Genomic DNA, 19,234 nt, shown 5'->3' with positions numbered 1-19,234 from the left:
TAAGGAATTGTCCAGCCCGTGAAACGCCTGTGTGCTCAATGTAAAGGACTATGTGCCTGTTGATCAAGGTAAAATGCTGCTGGCTAAGGCATTAGTTAATTCATATATGAACGATTAATACTATTAAATAATCTACTTACAGTAAATTAATCGCTAAGTTTACTTTGTATATTTGTATGTACTTTTAAGGAAATTAGGTGTTCGGGATCGTAAAGAGGTGGTTACCGGAAATAGTATTTCGTTTTGGTCAGAAATACATAAAAATTGACAGATGAAGTTTGAGGAGTATTTGCTTCAAAAGAAAATAAATCCCAGCCTGTTTCAAAGCGCTGAGCCAGCCCGGTACGCTGAATGGCACAATGAATTTGTTCAGCTTCATCCGGAAAGCTTTACCGCTCAGAAGAAATTTCTTTTGAATGATACTCGAAGAAAGTACCTTGTTCGTTAAAAATGTATTGTGTGGCCTGAAGGTCGGGCCGAATTTCACGTTAAAACTCAACTCCAGTCAAATATGAGCCTTACGTTAGGAGAACTACGTGGCATTACGGATGCCGTATTAAATGCCTTAAAAGGACAAGGCATCAGTGATAGTGATTCATTACTTGAAGCCACTAGAACACCATCAGATCGTAAAGCGCTGGCTTCGGCGAGCGGTGTTGACGCAAAGATAATTTTGGAATTGGCGAATCGGGCCGATTTAGCCCGCGTGAAGGGAATTGGCCGTGTTTATAGCGACCTGATGGAAGAAGCAGGTGTTGACACCGTCAAAGAATTAGCGGAACGAGACCCTAAAAATTTGCACGCGAAATTGATTAAGATAAACAGTGTTCGGCAATTTACACAGCGCCCACCTTCGGTAGAGCAAATTGGGGACTTTGTGGAGCAGGCCAAAAACCTGACGTATATACTTGAGTATTAGCAAACACAGCCTCACTTAGTTGTTTAATAACAAAGAAGGCCCGCCGTTTATCCGGATGGGCCTTTGCATTTGTTAAAAAGAGAGAAGCGCTATCGATTTTTGGGTTCGCGCAGGTATTTTTCAAGCTGGTTTTCTAATTCGAGCTGGCTAAGGTTCGTGAATAACTCGCCATTTAGGGCTAACGACAAACGCCCACTTTCTTCAGAAACGGCAATGACAGCCGCATCCGTTGCCTCACTCATGCCCAATGCGGCCCTATGACGAAACCCAAGCGAGGGGGGCAATTCATCATCTTCCGAAACGGGCAAGATGCAACGAGCTGCTCGGATTCGTCCATCACTAATAATAACGGCTCCATCGTGTAATGGACTGTATTGACTAAAAATAGCTAGTAGGAGTGGTTTCGATATATCGGCATCGATGACTTCGCCCGATGCGGCAAATTTTTCTAAATCATCATTTTTCTGTAGCACCAGCAACCCGCCCGAAAACTCGGCGCCCAGTGTTTTGCAGGTTTCCAGGATAGGCTTCAACGAAGTGGTCGATTCTTCGGTACCATTAAAATCCCGAAGGAGCCATCGGCGTAACCATCGGTTGCTGGACAGATTGGTCGATTTACCGATGAGCAATAAAAAACGCCGGATCTCGTGCTGGAAAATAATGATTAAAGCCAATGCCCCAACGCTGATAAAATACTCCAGAATGGTGGTCATCAGGTTAAGGCCCAAAGCCTTAACAACCAGATAGGCCAGATAAACCAGTAGATAACCAACGAATACCCGACTGGCAACGCTTCCACGAACAAGGTTATAAATCTGGTAAATAAGGAGGGCTACCAGTCCAATGTCGAGTAAATCGAGCCAGCCAATATCTAAAAAACCCAGGCGAAATGCCAGCATGAACGAATGGATAAAGTTTAGGGGCTAAATATAGTCAGAAACCCGTCGAGGTAAGTTAAAGAAGGTATAAGTCTTGTTAGTGGTTCACCCCAATGGAGAACGGGCATCTACAAAACAGGCTTCAGCCACTTACTCGCTTCCAACTTTTATTGTTTATACAGGTGTTGTTTGCCCCTCAATGGCCAAATACGTTTCCGGAAAAATGGTACGGGCTTCGTCCAGAAACAAGTCAAACTGTTTGTACCGCGATGAAAAATGGCCAACCAGCAATCGTCCGGCTCCGGCTTTAGCGGCAATTGTAGCGGCCTGTTTAGCTGTGGAGTGATACACTTCGGCTGCCCGTTGAGCATTATCATCCAGAAAGGTAGCTTCGTGGTAAAGCAAATTGACTCCCTGCAATTGTGGCACCAACGCTTCTACATAGCGGGTATCCGAACAATAGGCATAAGAACGGGGGGGAGGTCCTGGTTCGGTGTAGTCGGCAACGGCGTACAAAACCTCACCATCGGCTCCCAAAATATCGTGGCCAGCTTTTAGTTGCTTCAGGTAGGCAACTGGTACGTCAGCCGGAAGTTTCTCGCGAAGTAAGTGAGGCTTGTGCGGTTTCTCCCGAAAAAGATAACCTGAGCAGTCGATGCGGTGCTGCAATGGAATGGACTCAACCGTCATTTGCGGATGGTCGAGTAGAAGAGCTGACTCATTAGGCTCAACGGCCTGAAAGTGAAGCCGGAATCCTAGATGTGAATTTGACACCCGGAAAATCGTTGTCAGAACTTCATCCAGGCCACGCGGTCCAAAGAGGTAAAGGTCTTCGGTTCGGCCACCCAGGTTCAGGCTTGATAACAGGGGAGGCAACCCAAAATAATGATCACCATGGAGATGGCTAATGAAGATGTAGCGTAGGCGGCTCGGCCGAATCCGCTGTTCGATCAGGCGTAGCTGCGTACCCTCCCCACAGTCAATGAGCATATAATCGCTACCAATCGTGAGCAACTGCGCAGTTTGGTGAAGTCGCAGAGTTGGCGTGGCTGACCCTGCCCCTAAAATAGTTAGGGAAAAAGGCAGACTGGCGGGCCGTGCGTGTTCCGTTTCCTGATTGGTTTGTGCGTTAGGCATCGGCGTTACCGACGCTCCCCCCGATGTCGTACTCATCATCCTCTTCGCTCCGAAAATCGTTTTCCAATTCGTTCATAAACACGGCATCAACAGCTTCTTCAACGGTTGGCAGTATGGTCAAATCGCTGATGTTGGCACTGTCCAGAACCGTGATCAGGTCTTCGTTTTTGGTAACCAGAATCAACAGGCCAACTTCATTGATGCATTGTCTGTTAATTCGGCGAATGGTTGTAATGCCTGCCTGATCAACCGTTTGGACAGCGGCAACGTCAACAATGATATTGCTGTAACCTTCCCGAAATAGACTTCGACTCAACATTTCGAACGGAGTCGATACCTCTTCCCCAAACTGACTTTCGGCTAACCGGATCAGGGCGAACTGTTCGTTTTTTTCGATTGTGTAATTCATGTATAATCAATTTTGACGGATAACCTGGCCAGACTAGGCTACGGCTGTCCAGGTCGATCAATCGCTTAGTTAATTGCCTCTATGATATTCGCTTCAATGCGTGCCAGCGGGTCAGAAGCGTCTGCGGGCTGGAACGATTGTCCCGTAACCGTTTCGAACAACTCAATATAGCGGGTTGTGATTTGATTTACCCATTCATCGGACATTGTTGGAATTTGCTGGTCGGTTTTACCCTGAAAACCGTTCGCAATTAGCCATTCTCTAACGAATTCCTTTGACAATTGTTTTTGGGCCTCGCCCGCCTGCTGCTTCTGTGCGTAGGTATCGGCGTAAAAATAACGCGACGAGTCGGGGGTATGTACTTCATCAATCAGATAAACCTTACCATCCAGATTACCGAACTCGTATTTGGTGTCGACCAGAATTAAACCCCGCTCAGCGGCCATGGCTGTACCGCGAGCAAAAAGAGCCAGCGCGTATGTTTCCAATTGACCATATTCGCCTTCCGAAACGATGCCCCGGCTTAGAATTTCGTCACGGCTGATATCTTCATCATGCCCTTCGTGTGCTTTGGTTGAAGGGGTGATGATAGGCGTAGGCAGTCGATCATTTTCACGTAGTCCGTCGGGTAAGGCAACGCCACAGAGCATTCGTTTGCCATCGCGGTATTCTCGCCAGGCGTGTCCGGCCAAATACCCACGTACGACCATCTCAACGGCATACGGTTCGCATTTAAGACCAATACTTACATTAGGATCTGGAACATCCAGGAGCCAGTTCGGAACAATATCGGCCGTTGCGCGCAGAAAATAAGACGCTGTTTGATTAAGCACCTGACCTTTGAACGGAATGGGGCGGGGCAACACCACGTCAAACGCCGAAATTCGGTCTGACGCAATCATGACCAGTTTGTCAGGAAAGGAGTAAACATCACGTACTTTACCGCGATAAAAGGCCGTTTGGCCGGGAAATTGAAAATTGGTCTCCTGAATAGCGTTCATCTAATTACATTAAGTTTGGACAGATAGCGCAAGGCCGGTCCACGTTGGCTCTTTACAATTTTTCAATCACGATTGCCGACGCCCCGCCACCGCCATTGCAAATACCAACGGCCCCATAGCGACCGCCGTTTTGGTGCAGCACGTTGGTGAGGGTTGTTACGATACGAGCGCCCGATGCACCCAGCGGATGTCCTATGGAAACGGCTCCACCCGATACATTCAGCTTTGTTTGCGGAATCTCCAGTACTTTACTAAACGTAAGGGGAACAACGGAGAATGCCTCGTTTATTTCAAAAAAGTCAATGTCATTAGCCGTCAATCCGGCCCGTTGCAGCGCCAGGGGGACGGCTTTGGTTGGTGCCGTCGTAAACCACTGAGGTTCCTGTTCGGCATCCGCATAGGCTAAAATCCGGGCCTGTGGGGTCAAGCCTAGTTCATCCGCCTTTCGCCGACTCATGACAACCAGCGCTGACGCTCCGTCGCTAATCGGTGAGGAGCTAGCGGGGGTAACGGTGCCATTAGGCGTGAAAGCGGCCTTTAGCGTTGGAATTTTGTCGTAGATGACGTTCTTATATTCTTCATCTTCGCTCACCGTCACGTTGCCCTTTCGTCCGGCTATTTCGATAGGCACGATTTCGGCGCTAAACCGACCGCTTTCCGTGCTGGCTTCTGACCGGCGGTAGGATTGCACAGTATACGCATCCTGCTCTTCCCGACTGATGCCGTAGGCCTCGGCCGTTTTGTCGGCAAAAACGCCCATCGCACACTGATCGTATACGTCCACCAGCCCATCGCGGGCCAATCCATCCACTAATTCAGCATTACCATATTTATAGCCAAAACGAGCTTTGGGAACATAATAAGGCGTATTGGACATGCTCTCCATGCCGCCTGCCACAATCACATCCGCTTGTCCTAACTGAATAGCCTGAGCGGCCAGCATGATCGCTTTCGTACCCGATGCACAAACTTTGTTGATGGTTGTACACGGAATCGTGGCAGGCAATCCTGCTTTCAAAGCGGCCTGTTTGGCGGGCGCCTGCCCAACATTGGCCGATACCACATTACCCATGTAAACCTCCTGAATCTGATCAGGCTGAACGCCTGCGCGGCTAAGCGCCCCCCGAATGGCCGCAGCCCCCAGATCAGTCGCCGATAAGGTTGACAGAACGCCCCCGAAACTCCCAATGGGTGTTCGAACAGCAGAAACAATTACGACTTCGTTCATAGTATAGTAGTAACACGAATACCTACCACCGGTTCCCGGTGTTGGCTGGTTTTGTTGATCGTCGGGCGGAGCGCGTTAATGCATACGGCAGATCGTCGCCCTGCATCGCATCGAGGAGCTGAAGGGCTTGTTCTTCATTCAGATTCAGGCGCTGAAACCGGCGCAATAGTTCATCCTGCCGCGCTGACCGCTCTACCTGCTGCCCACCTGCCGGACGCGGTTTATCAACCTGCTTCGGTTTTTTGTCAGCCGCTTTTGGTTTCGCGGTTGGGGCTGGCTTTTTGCCAGAGTAGTATTTCTTTACAAGTTCAAAGTTGTAGCGGGCTGATTCGTTGTCCGCGTTTTCGAGCAGGGCTTGCCGAAACAACGACAAGGCCGTTGCGCTGTCATGCTCCAAACAGGCAATAACGCCTAACTGGGTAGCCGCTGCCGTGCGTAAATCGGGCCGGTCTGACTGAAGTAACGTTTCGTACTGAGGCTTCGCTTTTGTGAATTGATTTAGCTTAAAAAAGGTGTGACCCAGATTCAATCGTACGGCCGGATCAATGGTGGTTGTCGTGCGGCTTAGCGTAGCGTATAACGATAGCGCATGGACATACTGGCCTGCCTCATAAGCGGCCTGGGCTTCCTGGCGCATTTGATTGTTTCGGGAAATCGGACTCACCGGCACTAATTCGCTCCAGAGCAGCCAGGCGGTCATGAACAGGTAAATCATCAGGTGTTAACAGATGGCTGGCAAAAATAAGGCGAAATAGGGATACCAACTCACAATCTAAACGTTCGGATGGTCACAATTAGATCAAGTGCCATGAATACCAGTGCGGCTATCAGAAAATAATAATACTTATTTGTTGATACGGCCACACGATGCTGGTCGATGACCCGCCCTTTTAGCGAACGTAAAACGCCTGCCAGTTCGTTTACGTAGAGTCCATTCGGATCGGCTTCAATGTATTGCCCCCGGCCATCGCGGGCAAGTTCCTGTAAAAATGATCGGTTAAGCCGGCTTCGAACAATCTGATGATTATCGTCGCGCACGAAATCCCGCCCCGCTTTAATCGATGCGCCCGTTTCGGTGCCCACCCCAACGGTAATCAGCGGCAGACCAAATGACCGCAGGCGGGCCAGTTCGCTGCGTTCGCAGGGGCCGAAATTCTCACCATCACTAAAGAGAACAATGGCGCGGACGCTTTGATAGGTCGACGAATCGGTGAGGAGTTTTTGTCGAGCTAGCTCAATGGCGTTACATAAGTCGGTGCCACCAGTAAGCGAAGCACTCGTGTGCACCTCGCGCATGAGTTGTTTAAGCGCATCATGATCGGCCGTTAGGGGCGACAGCACGAATGATTCCTGAGTGGCCATAATCAGCCCGAACCGGTCGGCAGGCAGGGTATCGCACAACTGCTGAATATCGTATTTGACCCGTTCAAGCCGCGTGGGAACGACATCCCCCGCATCCATGGAACGGGAAATATCGACGAGTAAAAACGTATCGTGGCCACTGGTTAGCAGATTATCTTCGGCTTCGCCAAAGGAAGGGCCCAACAGGACAATAATTAATAGCGTCAAATAAATGCCGCGCAGAAAAAACTTGGGTACTACACCCCAGGCTGCTGTATTTAGTTGACGAGCCAGCCGAAATGTGCGCCAGATGTATAGTGTATAGAGGCCAATAAAGAGGCCAATAAAAATAAATTCGGTGCTGGAAAATGAATAAAGCCAGTTCATTTGGGAGAGTATCGGCCTGATGATGAGCTAAATCGCTCAACCGGAATTATCGTCAGGAAGGGCGAAATTAGCGATTTAAAAAAGATTTTTTGGGTTGCCTCTTGCTGAGAACGAAATCTTGCCTTACCTTTGTGTCCCAATCAATCAGGAAGAAATTGATTGGCTTCGGAGAGATGCCTGAGTGGCCGAAAGGAACAGTTTGCTAAACTGTCGTACTGGTAACGGTACCGAGGGTTCGAATCCCTCTCTCTCCGCTGAGTGAATGAGTACCTCTTCGGGGTGTAGCGTAGCCCGGTATCGCGCCTGCTTTGGGAGCAGGAGGTCGTAGGTTCGAATCCTGCCACCCCGACATTTAAAATCAAGCACTTATCAGCAATGGTAAGTGCTTTTTTGTTGTTTCATCATTTCCGGTTGAAACAAGATCAATTGTAAAGTTGTGGCGGCTGTTGTACTTCTATAGGTTTATGTGATGAATCAAACCGAGTCGTCATGGAAAGTTTCTCCACACTTAATGAGGGGCTGTGGGCTTCCCTAAGTCAATGTGCACGAAGCTGACTAAGTTTTGTGCCCGGATAGTTAGGGCTATATCTGTCAACTCTACTCTGTCGCCTACGAAGACCGAGTTGAAACATAGTCGCTCGAGCAAAAAGGACGGTAGCTGTAACCTTCCTTTTTTGCTTGGACTTCCTCGTAGCCTTAGTTCCGGTAATTGTTCTCATAAAAGATTTGTACCAGGGCCAGAATCGCATTCTCCTCTCTGGATAGGGAGGAGAATGGCTGGTCTATGAACGAAAGCTTATCCTTTAAATGAGCCAACTCATTGGCGTTTATTGTTTTGTAGCCCATTGACCAATCCGAAAACGATCGCTGTTCAATGGGGTAGCTATACAACTTGATCACGTGTGAATGCTGAGGATCCCGGCTAATAACTTCATATAACCCTTTTACGCGCTCTTCTGATCCTTCCAGCACTTGAATGATGCTACCATTGAAGTAAAGCAAAATGCCCGTAATGTCTAAAGCACGATTATTCTGTTGACTTTGCTTGAGGATGCGAGCTAAGTCTTGGTCAGACAGTAAACCTTTTGAGGAACTCAGGTAGACAATACAGTATTCCATAACATTGTAATAATTGTATAATGAAGAATAAAAAGAAAGTCGATTGGCCTGTTTCTTGTCTATAACGCAAGCGACAAAATCGCACTAAATTAATAGTGTTACCGATATAAAAAAAAGGTAACACATTTTATTGTGATTTCCCTGCATCTAGCTTGAATAGCTTACTTTCTTCCTACTTGAAGTACCGATTCGACCGAATAAGCCAAACTTGAACTGTTCCAAGCTACGTATAGTACACTCTTTCGCGGGACAAGCCGTGTCGACTGACAAGTTTTTATGAGTAGCTTGTTGGTATAGAGGCTATCGGATGGTAATAAGAATACTCCTTGCGGTTATTAAAGAGCAAGAAAGACGGTCTTAATTATTTGAAACAATTAGTAGTTTATATGATATATCAGTTATATATTGCGCCAACTAAGTATATATACTTACTTACCTCTAAGTACATGTACGCGGATCAATCGTATCAAATAGACTCCTTCGATGACTCTACCTTCTACTTGGGCCTCACCTGGTTTATATGAATTTACGTATCCTACTTTCGTGGATACCCCGCAGCAGATCTGTGTGCACTTCCTGACGCCTGATGGCCAACAGGCATTTGTAAGCTATCCCCGTCACTCGAATCGTAAAGCCGCCCAGATGATTCCCGTAAGCTGGTTTGAGACGGTGGTTATGACCCCACTTGGCGAGCAACCTTGCTTGATGAATTTTCTGGAAACGCTGTTTACTGGCTGGTTTACAGATAGTTGTGTTGATTATGGATTAGGCACTGGCGGGCTGAACGAGCTGAATACCTATTCATTTAGCGATCGGCAAGCCGCTTAATGGGTTGATCCGTGTTTAAAGACAGCGTACCCTACTCATCAAAAAGTAGCTGCTACGCATGGGGAACATCACGGCCGCCAGTCAGGTGAGGGCGCTACTGGGCTTGCTACAGTTGGCTGGAGATTTTTTAAGGCAGAGTTGGATGACAAACGTTAAGCTGACTATGATATGGCTTTTGGGTACCACCTTTAGCACGCCAAAGCAGCGCCTGACAAGATCAGCTGAACTCATGTTCAGTCTGGTACTTACTTCCCTTTGCTGAATCGTCCTGCTTTTATTTCCTTTTGTAATCCTCTGAAAGTTAGTTTTTACTCTGTCTTTTAATAGCTCATGTTAATGGGTTCAGGATAATCCTTTGATCAGAGTTCAACAGGCGCTCCACCCGTCTATACTTGAATTTTACCTAGCAGGTATTGGTCCGTCTTTGTAAGGGGCGGAAAGTTTTATCAGCCCCTGACAAAGACGGGCTACCGAAGCCGGAAAGCCCATCGTCACGTCCCCTGTTGCACGTATTTCTGCCAGTTATGTTGTTCCCTAAAGCCCAGTATTTCACGGATTTTTCGATTGGAAAACAAGGCTTCATGTTCCCCCAATTCGCGCGTAATGGGCACACCGGGAAAGAACGTTGCCGCTAGTTCTTTACTGGGAATAATAGCCCCGTTTTGGTCGTTTCCCGCATTGAAAATCTGATAACCCAGGCCTTCTTTTTTCAAACATAAATCCACAATCTGTCCTAAATCACGCGCATCTATGTAACAGAAGGCATTCCGGCGACGTACTTCAGGATGAGCCAAATAAGAGGGAAACAAGTCAGCGTATTCGTGCGGTTCAATCACATTGCCGATACGAAGGGCATAAATATCAAATCCGGACCGTCGCTGGAAGCTACGGGCCGTTTGTTCATTGACCACCTTCGATAAGCCGTAGCTGTCCATAGGATCAACGTCATAATCCTCTTCCAGTGGCAAGGTATTAGGGTTGGTTTGGCCATCTGAAAAACAGATCCCATAAGTGGTCTCTGAAGATGCAATAATAATCTTTCGAATGCCTAATTTAACGGCTGCTTCAATCACATTGTAGGTACCCGTGGTGTTAATCCGAAACGTTTCATTATCCGGTTTAATCAAGATCCTGGGTACGGCAGCAAAATGGACGACTGCATCAAATTTGGGTACGCCAGTACCAGGCTCTAATTCATCTAACCCGGTATACGAACTCATGGCATTGAACATTTGTCCGGAATCGGTAATATCCGCGACCAGATTATCAACCCCTGGGTGATCCAAGGGCCTCAGGTCTACATTCATCACTTTATGTCCCTGCTCGAGCAGGTAAGCAATGACGTGCTTACCTGCTTTTCCCGCTCCCCCGGTAAAAAAAATTCGCTTTTTAGTCATATATTTTCCTCGTTAATACTGATTTTCCTGGTTATGAACTGATAGGAGTTGCGTTGGATTTTGCCTGTCCATTTTACAACTGTTATCCATTCTGGTTGTTAGTCAACTGATTGCGTGGGTGGTCCCTGTTACCGTTGCACCGTTGGTCGTGTAAATCGGGTGTTTAAAATTTGTATCGGTGCCTATTGTTGATTTTTATTGATGTTTTCTTTGCACATTTGAGAAATCAACATCAATGTAGTACATCTTATGACTAGTATCAAAAACTCCAGACGCGCCTTTAACATCTTATTTATGGGACTTGCTGGCCTGTTCATTACCGGTATTTCGCTTGGCCAAACGACAGGCAGTGCCATTACCCTGGGCGGCAAAACAATTCACACCGTCGGTAAACTACCCGCTGTAGGAACACCAGTCAAAGATTTCACATTGACCGGTGTTGACCTCAGTGATAAAACGTTAGCCGATTATAAGGGCAAATATGTAATCATGAATATTTTTCCAAGTGTGAACACAGGCGTTTGCTCCAAATCGGTACGGAAATTTAATGAGGATGCGGCTGGACTAAAAAACACAACTGTGCTATGTATTTCCAAAGATCTGCCTTTTGCGCAAAAAGCTTTTTGTGGTGCAGAGGGAATTAAAAATGTAGTGATGCTTTCTGATTTCAGAACTGATTTTGGAAATTCTTACGGTGTACAAATTGCCGATGGTCCCATGAAAGGGCTGTTAAGTCGTGCAGTGATCGTGGTGAATCCCGAAGGAAAAATTGTCTACGAACAACAAGTACCAGAAATAGGGCAGGAACCTGATTACTCTGCCGCTATTGCTGCTATCAAGTAGGCGCCAGACCTGACATAATACGGGCCATAAAAAGGTAACGCCAACGGTTTCTTTGGTGTCCCTGAGCCACCTAAGCCGAGAGGTCAGCGTAACATTCGGCAACGTTGCATTCATGTGTACTTTCCGTCAAACCTACTTATGAAACGGTTCGCCTACCCAGCCTTACTCCTGACCGTTGGCCTGCTCAGCCTGACCGAAAAACCCGCCACCACCGACTGGCCCGAATACAACGGCGGGCCCGATCGCAACCATTTTTCGCCCCTCACGCAGCTAAATTCCGGTAACGTTGCAGGCTTAAAAGTCGCTTGGGAATATGCGTCGGGCGGTGTTGATACACTTAAAAACGACACTCAGATTCAGTGCAACCCGCTCATCATTGACGGCGTACTCTACGGTGTTTCGGCCGGTTCGCAGGCCTTTGCACTCGATGCCGCCACGGGCAAGGAGCTTTGGAAAACGGCCTTCACCGACGATACTTTCGCCATGAATAGCCGGGGAGTTACCTACTGGACCGATGGGCGGGAGGCCCGGATTTTCTTCGCTTACGGCTCGCTGCTTTACGCCCTCGACGCCCGAACAGGAAAACCAGTAGCTAGTTTTGGGAAAGGTGGTAAAATTAATTTAAAAGAGGGTCTCGCCCGCCCCGGAGCCGACGAGTACGTGGTGAGCAACACACCTGGCGTAGTGTATAAGAACTTGCTCATCATGGGCCACCGGGTATCGGAGATTGCGCCGGCCCTGCCTGGCGACGTGCGCGCCTACGACCTTCATACGGGGCGGCTCGTCTGGACGTTCCACACCATTCCACACCCCGGCGAGTATGGAGCCGACACCTGGCCAAAAGACGGGTACCGCAACTTTGGTGGAGCCAACAACTGGATGGGCATGGCCATCGACCGGCAGCGGGGCATCGTTTATGTGCCCACAGGAACAGCCGCCTTCGATCTATACGGCAGCACCCGACCCGGCCAGAATCTGTTCGGCAACAGCCTTATAGCCCTTGATGCGGCCACAGGCAAGCGGCTTTGGCATTTTCAAACGATTCACCACGACATCTGGGACCGCGATATTCCGGCTCCTCCCAATTTGTTCACCGTCGTTCATGATGGGAAAAAGGTGGATGCCGTTTCGGTTTTATCTAAACAGGGATTTCTGTTTGTCTTCGACCGGGTCACGGGTAAACCGCTGTTTCCGATTGAGGAACGCCCCATGCCTGCCTCTACCGTTCCGGGGGAACAAGCCTGGCCTACCCAGCCGATTCCGCTGAAACCCGCGCCTTTTACCCGGCAATCGTTTTCGGAAAGCGATATCAACGACTTTGTAACTGATCGAGATACGATTGTGGCCCAGCTCCGGCGCTGGCAAAAGGGGAAGGAATTCTATCCCCTTCCACTGAGCCCCAACCGGACGGTGTTTTTTCCCGGCACCGACGGGGGCGCGCAATGGGGTGGGGCCGCGGTAGACGAAGCTGGTGTTATGTACGTGCCGTCCAAGCAGATACCGGTCACCATGGCGTTGATTCCGTCCAAAACCAGTTCGTTATCCGCCGGAGCCGTTAACCGCAATGGTAGCCAACTTTACCAAACTCACTGTGCCACCTGCCACGGCCAAAACCGCGAAGGTAGTCATGACGGTAGCTATCCGGCTCTGACCAGTATTTCCCAAAAACGCAACGAGACGTCTGTGGCCCAGGTTCTGGCCAAAGGCCAGGGCATGATGCCGGCATTTACTCACCTGAAGGAAGCTGAGCGCAAGGCCATCGTGGATTTTTTATTTGGTAAAACAACCTCCGTCGCCAGTGCTGGCAACGCGGGCCTGAATACTTCGCCCTACCACCATACCGGTTTTACCCGCTGGTACGACCGGGCGGGATACCCCGTGAGTCGCCCACCCTGGGGCACGCTGACGGCGATCGACATGAATACGGGCGAACACCGCTGGCAAGTCCCGCTGGGCGAGTACCCCGAACTGGTGGCGAAGGGCATTCCCCCGACGGGCACCGACAACTACGGTGCTCCGGCCGTCACGGCAGGCGGGTTGCTCTTCATCGCTTCCTCCCGCGACGAACTCATTCGGGCTTTCGACCGAAAAACGGGCCGTGAACTCTGGCGCGCCAAACTGCCCGCTGCCGGCTATGCTTCGCCGAGCACCTACGCCGTCAATGGCAAGCAATACGTGGTAATTGCTTGCGGGGGTGGCAAGCTCAAAACGAAGTCGGGGGATCGGTACGTGGCGTTTGCCTTGCCGTAAATAACTCCTTCATTGTTCGGTGGTGGTCTAGCGCTTGTAGAGAAACCGGAGTTGGTCAGGTAGGCAGGGAGGCCTGTGCCGTACTACTCTCAAATCATCCTATCAAGTACCCAACCGATCTGACCACAACGCGGTCGGTCACGGGTATTGGTATGGCTATTTTCGAAAAAGTAGCCGCCCACCACGGAGGGACCATCAGAGCGGCAAGCCAGCCCGGCCGAGGAGCCACGTTCCAGGTTTACCTGCCCATACAAAGAAATAGCTGTTATATACCTGATGTGTTCAGATTATGTGAACCGGCTCAGGTTATTGGCAGCCAGAATCTGGTCAAGCTCATCTAGCGTGGTTGCTTTTCCTAACGAATAATGACCCATCGCAATACACCAGGTCGTGGAGGCTGGCGAATCTTTAAAAACCCAGATAAACTTTATTTTTTCGAATGATTCTCGGAATGGGGCGTAGACAGCCTCAATTTCGCCGGAAGAACCGTGCATAATCGTGCTCCTGAAACCACGAGCAGTTAGCAAATCCTGTTTGTCCATCTTCCTGATTTATTCAGGTAAATGTTTACAAAGTACAGAAATTCCGCTGGTTGATGAATAGCTACTGTATGGAAGGTCAGGTAAACTAGAGGGAAATGTTGCCGCGATTGGGAACTAATAATTTAACTATTTTCTCTAACTCTTCAGAAGAGGTCGGCTTGATCAGGTAATCAGTGGCGCCCTGATCCAGATAACGTTGCCGGTCTTCTTCATTTGACTGGCCGACGAGCATAAAAACGGGCGTATTCGCGCAGCAAATATGGCTCAGGAAAGTTTTTAGCCAGGCGGCTTCTTCTCCTTTTGGGACAACACCATCGAGCACAATGGCCGACGGTTTGGTTGGCGAGGCTGTCGCTTCGCTCAGAAAGCGTTCGGCAGAGGAATACCACTTTAATTCGCCTTCGGTAGCCCAGGTTCGAAAGCCATGTTGCCAGAACACAAAGTCGTCCTCATCCTCATCTAGGAGGGCTACCCAATAAGCTGTCGTATTCATTGTGTTGAACAGGTTTTAGTATATACATAGACACGAGATAGTTAGTAATTGTTTACTTGAGTAAATCTATAAATTCTATATGTACAAAGGGGAATTGAGTTCATTGTTGTATCTTGGTTGCAACAAACACCGTAACGATTATCCAGGTCAATGAAAGATTTACCGACTCATAGTGTATTTATTGCGGACGATGATGAGGATGACCGGCTGCTGCTGCGATACGCCTTTGCTCAGTATAGCCCTGAATGCCATTTGCTATTTGCCGAAGACGGGTTAGCCTTACTCGATGCGCTGTCAGAGGCTGATACAGAACCCTGCCTGATTATACTTGATTTGAATATGCCGCGTATCAACGGTCTGGAGGCATTGCAATTGCTGCGCCACAGCCCACTGTATGCGAACAAACCCATTGTGATTCTCACCACCTCCAACGACGCCATTGATCGTCAGCAAGCGTTTGCCTTAGGGGCAAATGAGTTTTTGACCAAGCCACTCACTATGGACCTGCTGGGCCAGATGGTTCTGGATCTTCGCGAAACATGGCGGCTGGATCAATGCATATAACCGTACTGGCGACTGATCAACTTCCCGAAGTGCTCATCGTGCGCTACTGAACATGAAGAGAAGTTGAGGATAGATTCGTACCTGAATCGAAAAAATTAATTAATCAGCCTTTTCTATGCAGTTTGGCAATCATCAGCAAAAAGCGGTAAGCTGCCCAATACTGGCTGAACCAATCGAGTAGTGGCCTCATGTAAATGCTGGATATAGGAGAGATACGAAACAGAGTAGCGTATTCGAACTGGTAGTTAAAGCAAAGCCCGTCAGTGTATGAACGGGCTTTGCTGTTTATGCTATTTCACCCTCAGGTGGATACAGAATGAACTTATCTAGCAACCAACGGTTGCCTGTGGATTGCCTTGTTTGGCCTTGTCAATAATGGAATAGACAAAACCAGCAATGTCGGGAGCTCTTTTAAGCGCGTTAACAACCTCCTGATACGTTTCTGTTACGTTAAACGGCTGTGCAATGCCTACCACATAAATGTAGCAACCCGCAGCCATGTCCATCACACTCGCAATATGACCCGCATCGAATAAGGTATTCCGCTCACTAACTGTCACTTCAATAAATCTAGCCATAGTTAAGGTGTTTTGCCCAACCTACAAGGTAACGATTTCTGATTATAAAACGCATGTATACCTGTATTCGTGGTACATGGAGATAACCAGTATCTGGCAATTTCCCTGATGAATGTGCCTTGATATTAAGCGTGGGTGCCAACGATAGTCGGAAATTCTGAGACGACGCTGGCCTGTGGAGCAATCACCGAAACCGAGACGACAAGAGTCGCGAGGGCTTCTTTTGTGCGTTCATCGATCATCATCACCCAGTCTGTCTTAACAATTTGGTGAGTTTTGTGCCCAATCGGATCATGCACAGCTTCATTGGCTGTTTCTTTTCTGGACAGGGCAATATTTATTTCATCGCCTTCCTTGAACGTAGGAACGAAGCTAAAATAGGCATCAGCGATCACATGACCCGCCTTATTTTCAGATGCGGGTTCATAAAAAATAACCTTCAGGTTTTCGGAGTTACTACTCATTGGTTTATCAGCGGGATTAAGGATACCGATAAGTAGATAACTTTCCTGCCAGGTAAATGTTATTCACTCACCTTAATCCGGTTCGCTTGGCCGAGCGATTATTCAAGTCATTTGGCCGCGACACTAGCTGACAAGTTATCGACAAATTTAAAAATGGCGCTGGTTGCTTAGTTTTTTTGCATTATAGTATTGATGAACGTAATTTTGACGCTTCTAAACGCTCTGCTAAGGAAAACTTAGTCCGCAATTGTAGGAAAAGGGCTGGTTTGTGTAAGGCAACCAGTTATGTTAGTTGGTCCCGTAGCTCAGCTGGATAGAGCATCTTCCTTCTAAGAAGGCGGTCATTGGTTCGAATCCAATCGGGATCACGTTTATAATAGGCCAGTTAACTAAATAGTTAGCTGGCTTATTTGTTGTTGGTTTAAACAGTAGCTGTTTACTTTTCATAGATAACGTTGGGTTTGTTTTCAAAGAAAAATTGCTAGCGGCTTTGTTCACAGTGAGTCTTTAACGTATTAAAGCTGTGTTAACGAATCTGGTGAAGAGTTTACGCAGAAAATAAGTTAGGGGGCGATGATCGCTGCAAACGTACAGCTAGTCATGATTGCTCTTGCGAGGATCTGCTTCGACCCCGACGACTCGCGCAATGTGTTCGAGTACGCAATACCCGCAACATCACTCACAAATTTAGCTTCACTCAATTAACCGACAACTCTACGGGTCACAAGGCTGGCTAGCTGAACTTCCAGCGCTGCTGAATAAAGCGAGCGGGAGTATGTCCAGGGTTACAACGTCCATTTGATCACTGCCGCTGATGGGCGAATCGTAGAGTTTGGCTGGTCCGCCGGAAGCGGTTCACACCAGGCAGTAACCACGATCATGTAGTGTACCAACTGCTTGCGCCAGCAGGCGCGACGGCACGTGGAAACGGACATTAGTTCGTTAGTGGTTCTTTGGCCTGGAGAAGGTAACTAACCTTCGTGGGCTTTCGGGTACCCACCAATACGGGTTTTTCAGTGAAGCACAAGCTGCCCTAACTGCCCACGGGCAGGATAAGGGATAGAATTACGTCCGACAATGCTTCTATAATCAATTGACAAACCTAGGGTCGAATTTATTTTTAGATTGCCTTAAGCCTTTTGTGGGTTTGTGGTGTATAGTTGAAGGAGTTCATCCCCAAAATCTTCCGGTCGGTGCCAAGGTGCCAATGCTAGAAACGGGGATAAAAAAGGGATTGGCCATGGATCACAGCAGCCAGGCCATGTACGCGCTGAGGTCCTGTGGTAGCATAGCGATTTGTTTTGCAGCAGTTTGCCCGATGCAGGCGCGTATTTCTGAGCAAGATTCCCTTAGAAGTGGAGTAGACCTTTTTTTTCTTTGGTGGATGGCTCGTTTTTATCTGAATATGCGCTCATTGGCGGTTAAGGTGGTGATTTGTTTGAGCATGGGCTTCAGTCTGTTTACCTGTGTGGATCCGGTTGACTTACCAGTCAATAGTTCACTGGACGTTTTGATTGTTGATTGCACCCTTACTGATAAGGCAGAGACCCAAGTAGTTCGGCTTAATCGCTCCAAAGCGGATGGGCTTACCGGTCGATTCGGTTATGTGCCCATTACTGGGGCCAACGTCCAGATTCTCGTTGATTCTTTGGATGTCGTGACCGCCCAGGAAACAACCGATGGTCGCTATCAACTGCCCGCTGACTTCAAGGGGCAGACCGGCCATGTTTACCAACTTAAGTTCACCTTATCGGATGGCACCCGGTACGAATCAACACCGGAGCAACTACAGCCCGTGGCGCCCATCAGCCAGGTTCGCGCTCAATTTAATCCCACGAGTTTAAGCGGAAATGAACGATTAAATAATGTCTATTCGGCCGCTCATGATTTATACGTGGACTTTACAGACCCCGCGAATCAAACCAATTATTATCGCTGGGAATGGATTGATTGGGAGCGTCAGGAATGGTGTCGCAGTTGCAACAAGGGACTCTACCAGATCAGGAATGATCAAGGCAATCTGCTGGAAGATTGTGTAAACAATACGTTAAATGCCTCTTTCCCTAATTACGACTATAATTGTCGAACGGCCTGTTGGGAAATTATCTACAGTACTAATCTGGTTTTATTTAGTGACCAGTTTAGCAACGGAAATGCGGTCAAGGGGCTGCTCATTGGCCGTCTACCGCTGTACTCAAAAGAGCACAGCCTGGTTGAAATTAGACAAAGCTCCTTAACCAAAAATGCGTATGACTACCTTAAACGCCTGAATGACCAGACTCAGGCGACGGGTGGTGTGGCCGGTGGTCAGCCGGCTCTATTGGTGGGCAACGTACAGAATATAGCCCAACGAAATGAATCCGTGGTCGGTTATTTCACCGTATCCAGCGTTGCTTCCTTTCCGTACTGGTTAACCCGAGATGATGCGACAGGTTCGGCTCCAGGACTGTTTCAAGCCCTAAACGGTCATGACCCCATCAACGAACCACCATTTGGTAACCGTCCTCCCACAGCCGTATGCGTGGCTAGCGATAGCCGCACGCCCTATAAGCCTGCTGGCTGGCGTGACTGAGCCAAAGGTAAATAAAGGGGCAAGCCAACAACAGCGCCGGAACCAAACCGCATCCAGGGTGAATAACGATAAGTACTTACCATCCGTCTCCCCAAGGGATGACAATCGTTGGCCGGCCCACTGGCCAGGGTCGTTTTTTTACACGAAGGTACCCATATGAACTCATTGGGTTACGCTCGTTCTGCGGGGCACACAACAAGTCTGGTGGGTAAACGGCCTGCTGTTTCCAACTGGTTGGAAGGGGTCGCCGTGACTAGCAAAGGATACAATTGAACCGGAAGAAT

20 protein-coding genes, 3 tRNA genes and 1 pseudogene are annotated in these 19,234 nt (G+C 48.5%); 11 read left to right on the top strand and 13 right to left on the bottom strand.

The genetic code is table 11. The annotated features are described in order from the left end of the window. Positions 1-511 precede the first annotated feature (511 nt). Entirely contained in the window at positions 512-919 is a 408-nt protein-coding gene (locus SD10_RS16205) for a DUF4332 domain-containing protein (RefSeq protein ID WP_046575065.1), read from the top strand. Between the two features lie 89 nt (positions 920-1,008). Here the strand turns inward: SD10_RS16205 and cdaA are convergent, their stop codons facing one another. From cdaA to SD10_RS16170, 7 genes are all read right to left on the bottom strand, one after another. Continuing rightward, positions 1,009-1,818 carry a diadenylate cyclase CdaA gene (gene cdaA / locus SD10_RS16200; protein ID WP_046575064.1) on the bottom strand — a complete coding sequence of 270 codons (810 nt, stop codon included), beginning with the start codon at positions 1,816-1,818 and terminating at the stop codon, positions 1,009-1,011. A 153-nt stretch (positions 1,819-1,971) separates the two neighbouring features. Next, positions 1,972-2,934, bottom strand: coding sequence for a ribonuclease Z (locus SD10_RS16195; RefSeq protein ID WP_046575063.1), 963 nt, complete (start codon positions 2,932-2,934; stop codon positions 1,972-1,974). After that, positions 2,927-3,343, bottom strand: coding sequence for an STAS domain-containing protein (locus SD10_RS16190; RefSeq protein WP_046575062.1), 417 nt, complete (start codon positions 3,341-3,343; stop codon positions 2,927-2,929). Before SD10_RS16190 ends, SD10_RS16195 begins: the two co-directional genes overlap by 8 nt. Before the next feature lie 65 nt (positions 3,344-3,408). Further along, entirely contained in the window at positions 3,409-4,344 is a 936-nt protein-coding gene (locus tag SD10_RS16185) for a phosphoribosylaminoimidazolesuccinocarboxamide synthase (protein WP_046575060.1), read from the bottom strand. A 52-nt stretch (positions 4,345-4,396) separates the two neighbouring features. Continuing rightward, positions 4,397-5,572, bottom strand: coding sequence for an acetyl-CoA C-acyltransferase (locus SD10_RS16180; RefSeq protein WP_046575058.1), 1,176 nt, complete (start codon positions 5,570-5,572; stop codon positions 4,397-4,399). A 22-nt stretch (positions 5,573-5,594) separates the two neighbouring features. Next, positions 5,595-6,287, bottom strand: a complete 693-nt coding sequence (locus SD10_RS16175; RefSeq protein WP_046575056.1) for a tetratricopeptide repeat protein — start codon at positions 6,285-6,287, stop codon at positions 5,595-5,597. 50 nt (positions 6,288-6,337) lie between these two features. Continuing rightward, complete coding sequence (locus SD10_RS16170; protein ID WP_046575054.1) at positions 6,338-7,300, bottom strand: vWA domain-containing protein; 963 nt, start codon at positions 7,298-7,300, stop codon at positions 6,338-6,340. Positions 7,301-7,467: 167 nt separating this feature from the next. On the opposite strand from SD10_RS16170, the gene SD10_RS16165 reads away from it, so the two are divergent. Continuing rightward, positions 7,468-7,554, top strand: a tRNA-Ser gene (locus SD10_RS16165). A 21-nt stretch (positions 7,555-7,575) separates the two neighbouring features. After that, positions 7,576-7,649, top strand: a tRNA-Pro gene (locus SD10_RS16160). 347 nt (positions 7,650-7,996) lie between these two features. Here SD10_RS16160 and SD10_RS16155 read toward each other — a convergent pair. Next, the gene (locus SD10_RS16155) at positions 7,997-8,419 is read right to left on the bottom strand and encodes a BLUF domain-containing protein (RefSeq protein ID WP_052731207.1); all 423 of its coding nucleotides are present in this window, start codon (positions 8,417-8,419) and stop codon (positions 7,997-7,999) included. A 483-nt stretch (positions 8,420-8,902) separates the two neighbouring features. On the opposite strand from SD10_RS16155, the gene SD10_RS16150 reads away from it, so the two are divergent. Further along, positions 8,903-9,247: a hypothetical protein gene (locus SD10_RS16150; protein ID WP_046575053.1), complete on the top strand. Its 345-nt coding sequence runs from the start codon at positions 8,903-8,905 to the stop codon at positions 9,245-9,247. Positions 9,248-9,738: 491 nt separating this feature from the next. On the opposite strand, the gene SD10_RS16140 is transcribed toward SD10_RS16150, so the two are convergent. Next, positions 9,739-10,644: an NAD-dependent epimerase/dehydratase family protein gene (locus SD10_RS16140; RefSeq protein WP_046575048.1), complete on the bottom strand. Its 906-nt coding sequence runs from the start codon at positions 10,642-10,644 to the stop codon at positions 9,739-9,741. Positions 10,645-10,893: 249 nt separating this feature from the next. Between SD10_RS16140 and tpx the strand changes: the two genes are divergently transcribed. The 3 genes from tpx to SD10_RS30495 all read left to right on the top strand — a co-directional run bounded on the left by tpx (position 10,894) and on the right by SD10_RS30495 (position 14,078). After that, entirely contained in the window at positions 10,894-11,487 is a 594-nt protein-coding gene (tpx, locus tag SD10_RS16135; RefSeq protein WP_227698987.1) for a thiol peroxidase, read from the top strand. 138 nt (positions 11,488-11,625) lie between these two features. Next, the gene (locus SD10_RS16130) at positions 11,626-13,737 is read left to right on the top strand and encodes an outer membrane protein assembly factor BamB family protein (RefSeq protein WP_046575046.1); all 2,112 of its coding nucleotides are present in this window, start codon (positions 11,626-11,628) and stop codon (positions 13,735-13,737) included. Positions 13,738-13,889: 152 nt separating this feature from the next. After that, positions 13,890-14,078 carry a hypothetical protein gene (locus SD10_RS30495; protein WP_148562463.1) on the top strand — a complete coding sequence of 63 codons (189 nt, stop codon included), beginning with the start codon at positions 13,890-13,892 and terminating at the stop codon, positions 14,076-14,078. Here SD10_RS30495 and SD10_RS29690 read toward each other — a convergent pair. Both SD10_RS29690 and SD10_RS28810 read right to left on the bottom strand, forming a co-directional pair. Then, the gene (locus SD10_RS29690; RefSeq protein WP_046575044.1) at positions 14,025-14,279 is read right to left on the bottom strand and encodes a hypothetical protein; all 255 of its coding nucleotides are present in this window, start codon (positions 14,277-14,279) and stop codon (positions 14,025-14,027) included. The genes SD10_RS30495 and SD10_RS29690 overlap by 54 nt on opposite strands. A gap of 85 nt (positions 14,280-14,364) precedes the next feature. Then, positions 14,365-14,772, bottom strand: coding sequence for a response regulator (locus tag SD10_RS28810; RefSeq protein WP_052731206.1), 408 nt, complete (start codon positions 14,770-14,772; stop codon positions 14,365-14,367). Positions 14,773-14,922: 150 nt separating this feature from the next. Between SD10_RS28810 and SD10_RS16115 the strand changes: the two genes are divergently transcribed. After that, positions 14,923-15,336, top strand: coding sequence for a response regulator (locus SD10_RS16115; protein ID WP_046575042.1), 414 nt, complete (start codon positions 14,923-14,925; stop codon positions 15,334-15,336). Positions 15,337-15,662: 326 nt separating this feature from the next. Here SD10_RS16115 and SD10_RS16110 read toward each other — a convergent pair whose 3' ends face one another. Beyond that, the gene (locus SD10_RS16110; RefSeq protein ID WP_046575041.1) at positions 15,663-15,914 is read right to left on the bottom strand and encodes a hypothetical protein; all 252 of its coding nucleotides are present in this window, start codon (positions 15,912-15,914) and stop codon (positions 15,663-15,665) included. A gap of 125 nt (positions 15,915-16,039) precedes the next feature. Continuing rightward, positions 16,040-16,378: a hypothetical protein gene (locus SD10_RS16105; protein WP_046575038.1), complete on the bottom strand. Its 339-nt coding sequence runs from the start codon at positions 16,376-16,378 to the stop codon at positions 16,040-16,042. Between the two features lie 294 nt (positions 16,379-16,672). Between SD10_RS16105 and SD10_RS16100 the strand changes: the two genes are divergently transcribed. The 3 genes and pseudogenes from SD10_RS16100 to SD10_RS16095 all read left to right on the top strand — a co-directional run bounded on the left by SD10_RS16100 (position 16,673) and on the right by SD10_RS16095 (position 18,950). Then, positions 16,673-16,746 (top strand) — tRNA-Arg (locus SD10_RS16100). A gap of 394 nt (positions 16,747-17,140) precedes the next feature. Beyond that, positions 17,141-17,338 (top strand): annotated as a pseudogene (locus tag SD10_RS30590) (hypothetical protein); the annotation flags it as partial. Between the two features lie 424 nt (positions 17,339-17,762). After that, the gene (locus SD10_RS16095) at positions 17,763-18,950 is read left to right on the top strand and encodes a DUF4249 domain-containing protein (protein WP_052731205.1); all 1,188 of its coding nucleotides are present in this window, start codon (positions 17,763-17,765) and stop codon (positions 18,948-18,950) included. The last annotated feature ends 284 nt before the right edge of the window (positions 18,951-19,234 follow it).

It is taken from the genome of Spirosoma radiotolerans, assembly GCF_000974425.1.
Classification (GTDB): domain Bacteria; phylum Bacteroidota; class Bacteroidia; order Cytophagales; family Spirosomataceae; genus Spirosoma; species Spirosoma radiotolerans.
The sequence above is the reverse complement of the archived record's forward strand: the minus strand, read 5'-3'. Positions and strand labels throughout refer to the sequence as shown.

Coding starts and splice junctions, on each gene's coding strand:
- tpx (WP_227698987.1), top strand. CDS start 10,894: ATGACTAGTATCAAAAACTCCAGACGCGCCTTTAACATCTTATTTATG.
- SD10_RS16205 (WP_046575065.1), top strand. CDS start 512: ATGAGCCTTACGTTAGGAGAACTACGTGGCATTACGGATGCCGTATTA.
- SD10_RS16130 (WP_046575046.1), top strand. CDS start 11,626: ATGAAACGGTTCGCCTACCCAGCCTTACTCCTGACCGTTGGCCTGCTC.
- SD10_RS16185 (WP_046575060.1), bottom strand. CDS start 4,344: ATGAACGCTATTCAGGAGACCAATTTTCAATTTCCCGGCCAAACGGCC.
- SD10_RS16150 (WP_046575053.1), top strand. CDS start 8,903: ATGACTCTACCTTCTACTTGGGCCTCACCTGGTTTATATGAATTTACG.
- SD10_RS16180 (WP_046575058.1), bottom strand. CDS start 5,572: ATGAACGAAGTCGTAATTGTTTCTGCTGTTCGAACACCCATTGGGAGT.
- SD10_RS30495 (WP_148562463.1), top strand. CDS start 13,890: ATGGCTATTTTCGAAAAAGTAGCCGCCCACCACGGAGGGACCATCAGA.
- SD10_RS16195 (WP_046575063.1), bottom strand. CDS start 2,934: ATGCCTAACGCACAAACCAATCAGGAAACGGAACACGCACGGCCCGCC.
- SD10_RS16105 (WP_046575038.1), bottom strand. CDS start 16,378: ATGAGTAGTAACTCCGAAAACCTGAAGGTTATTTTTTATGAACCCGCA.
- SD10_RS16175 (WP_046575056.1), bottom strand. CDS start 6,287: ATGATTTACCTGTTCATGACCGCCTGGCTGCTCTGGAGCGAATTAGTG.
- cdaA (WP_046575064.1), bottom strand. CDS start 1,818: ATGCTGGCATTTCGCCTGGGTTTTTTAGATATTGGCTGGCTCGATTTA.
- SD10_RS16155 (WP_052731207.1), bottom strand. CDS start 8,419: ATGGAATACTGTATTGTCTACCTGAGTTCCTCAAAAGGTTTACTGTCT.
- SD10_RS29690 (WP_046575044.1), bottom strand. CDS start 14,279: ATGGACAAACAGGATTTGCTAACTGCTCGTGGTTTCAGGAGCACGATT.
- SD10_RS16170 (WP_046575054.1), bottom strand. CDS start 7,300: ATGAACTGGCTTTATTCATTTTCCAGCACCGAATTTATTTTTATTGGC.
- SD10_RS16115 (WP_046575042.1), top strand. CDS start 14,923: ATGAAAGATTTACCGACTCATAGTGTATTTATTGCGGACGATGATGAG.
- SD10_RS16140 (WP_046575048.1), bottom strand. CDS start 10,644: ATGACTAAAAAGCGAATTTTTTTTACCGGGGGAGCGGGAAAAGCAGGT.
- SD10_RS28810 (WP_052731206.1), bottom strand. CDS start 14,772: ATGAATACGACAGCTTATTGGGTAGCCCTCCTAGATGAGGATGAGGAC.
- SD10_RS16110 (WP_046575041.1), bottom strand. CDS start 15,914: ATGGCTAGATTTATTGAAGTGACAGTTAGTGAGCGGAATACCTTATTC.
- SD10_RS16095 (WP_052731205.1), top strand. CDS start 17,763: ATGGCTCGTTTTTATCTGAATATGCGCTCATTGGCGGTTAAGGTGGTG.
- SD10_RS16190 (WP_046575062.1), bottom strand. CDS start 3,343: ATGAATTACACAATCGAAAAAAACGAACAGTTCGCCCTGATCCGGTTA.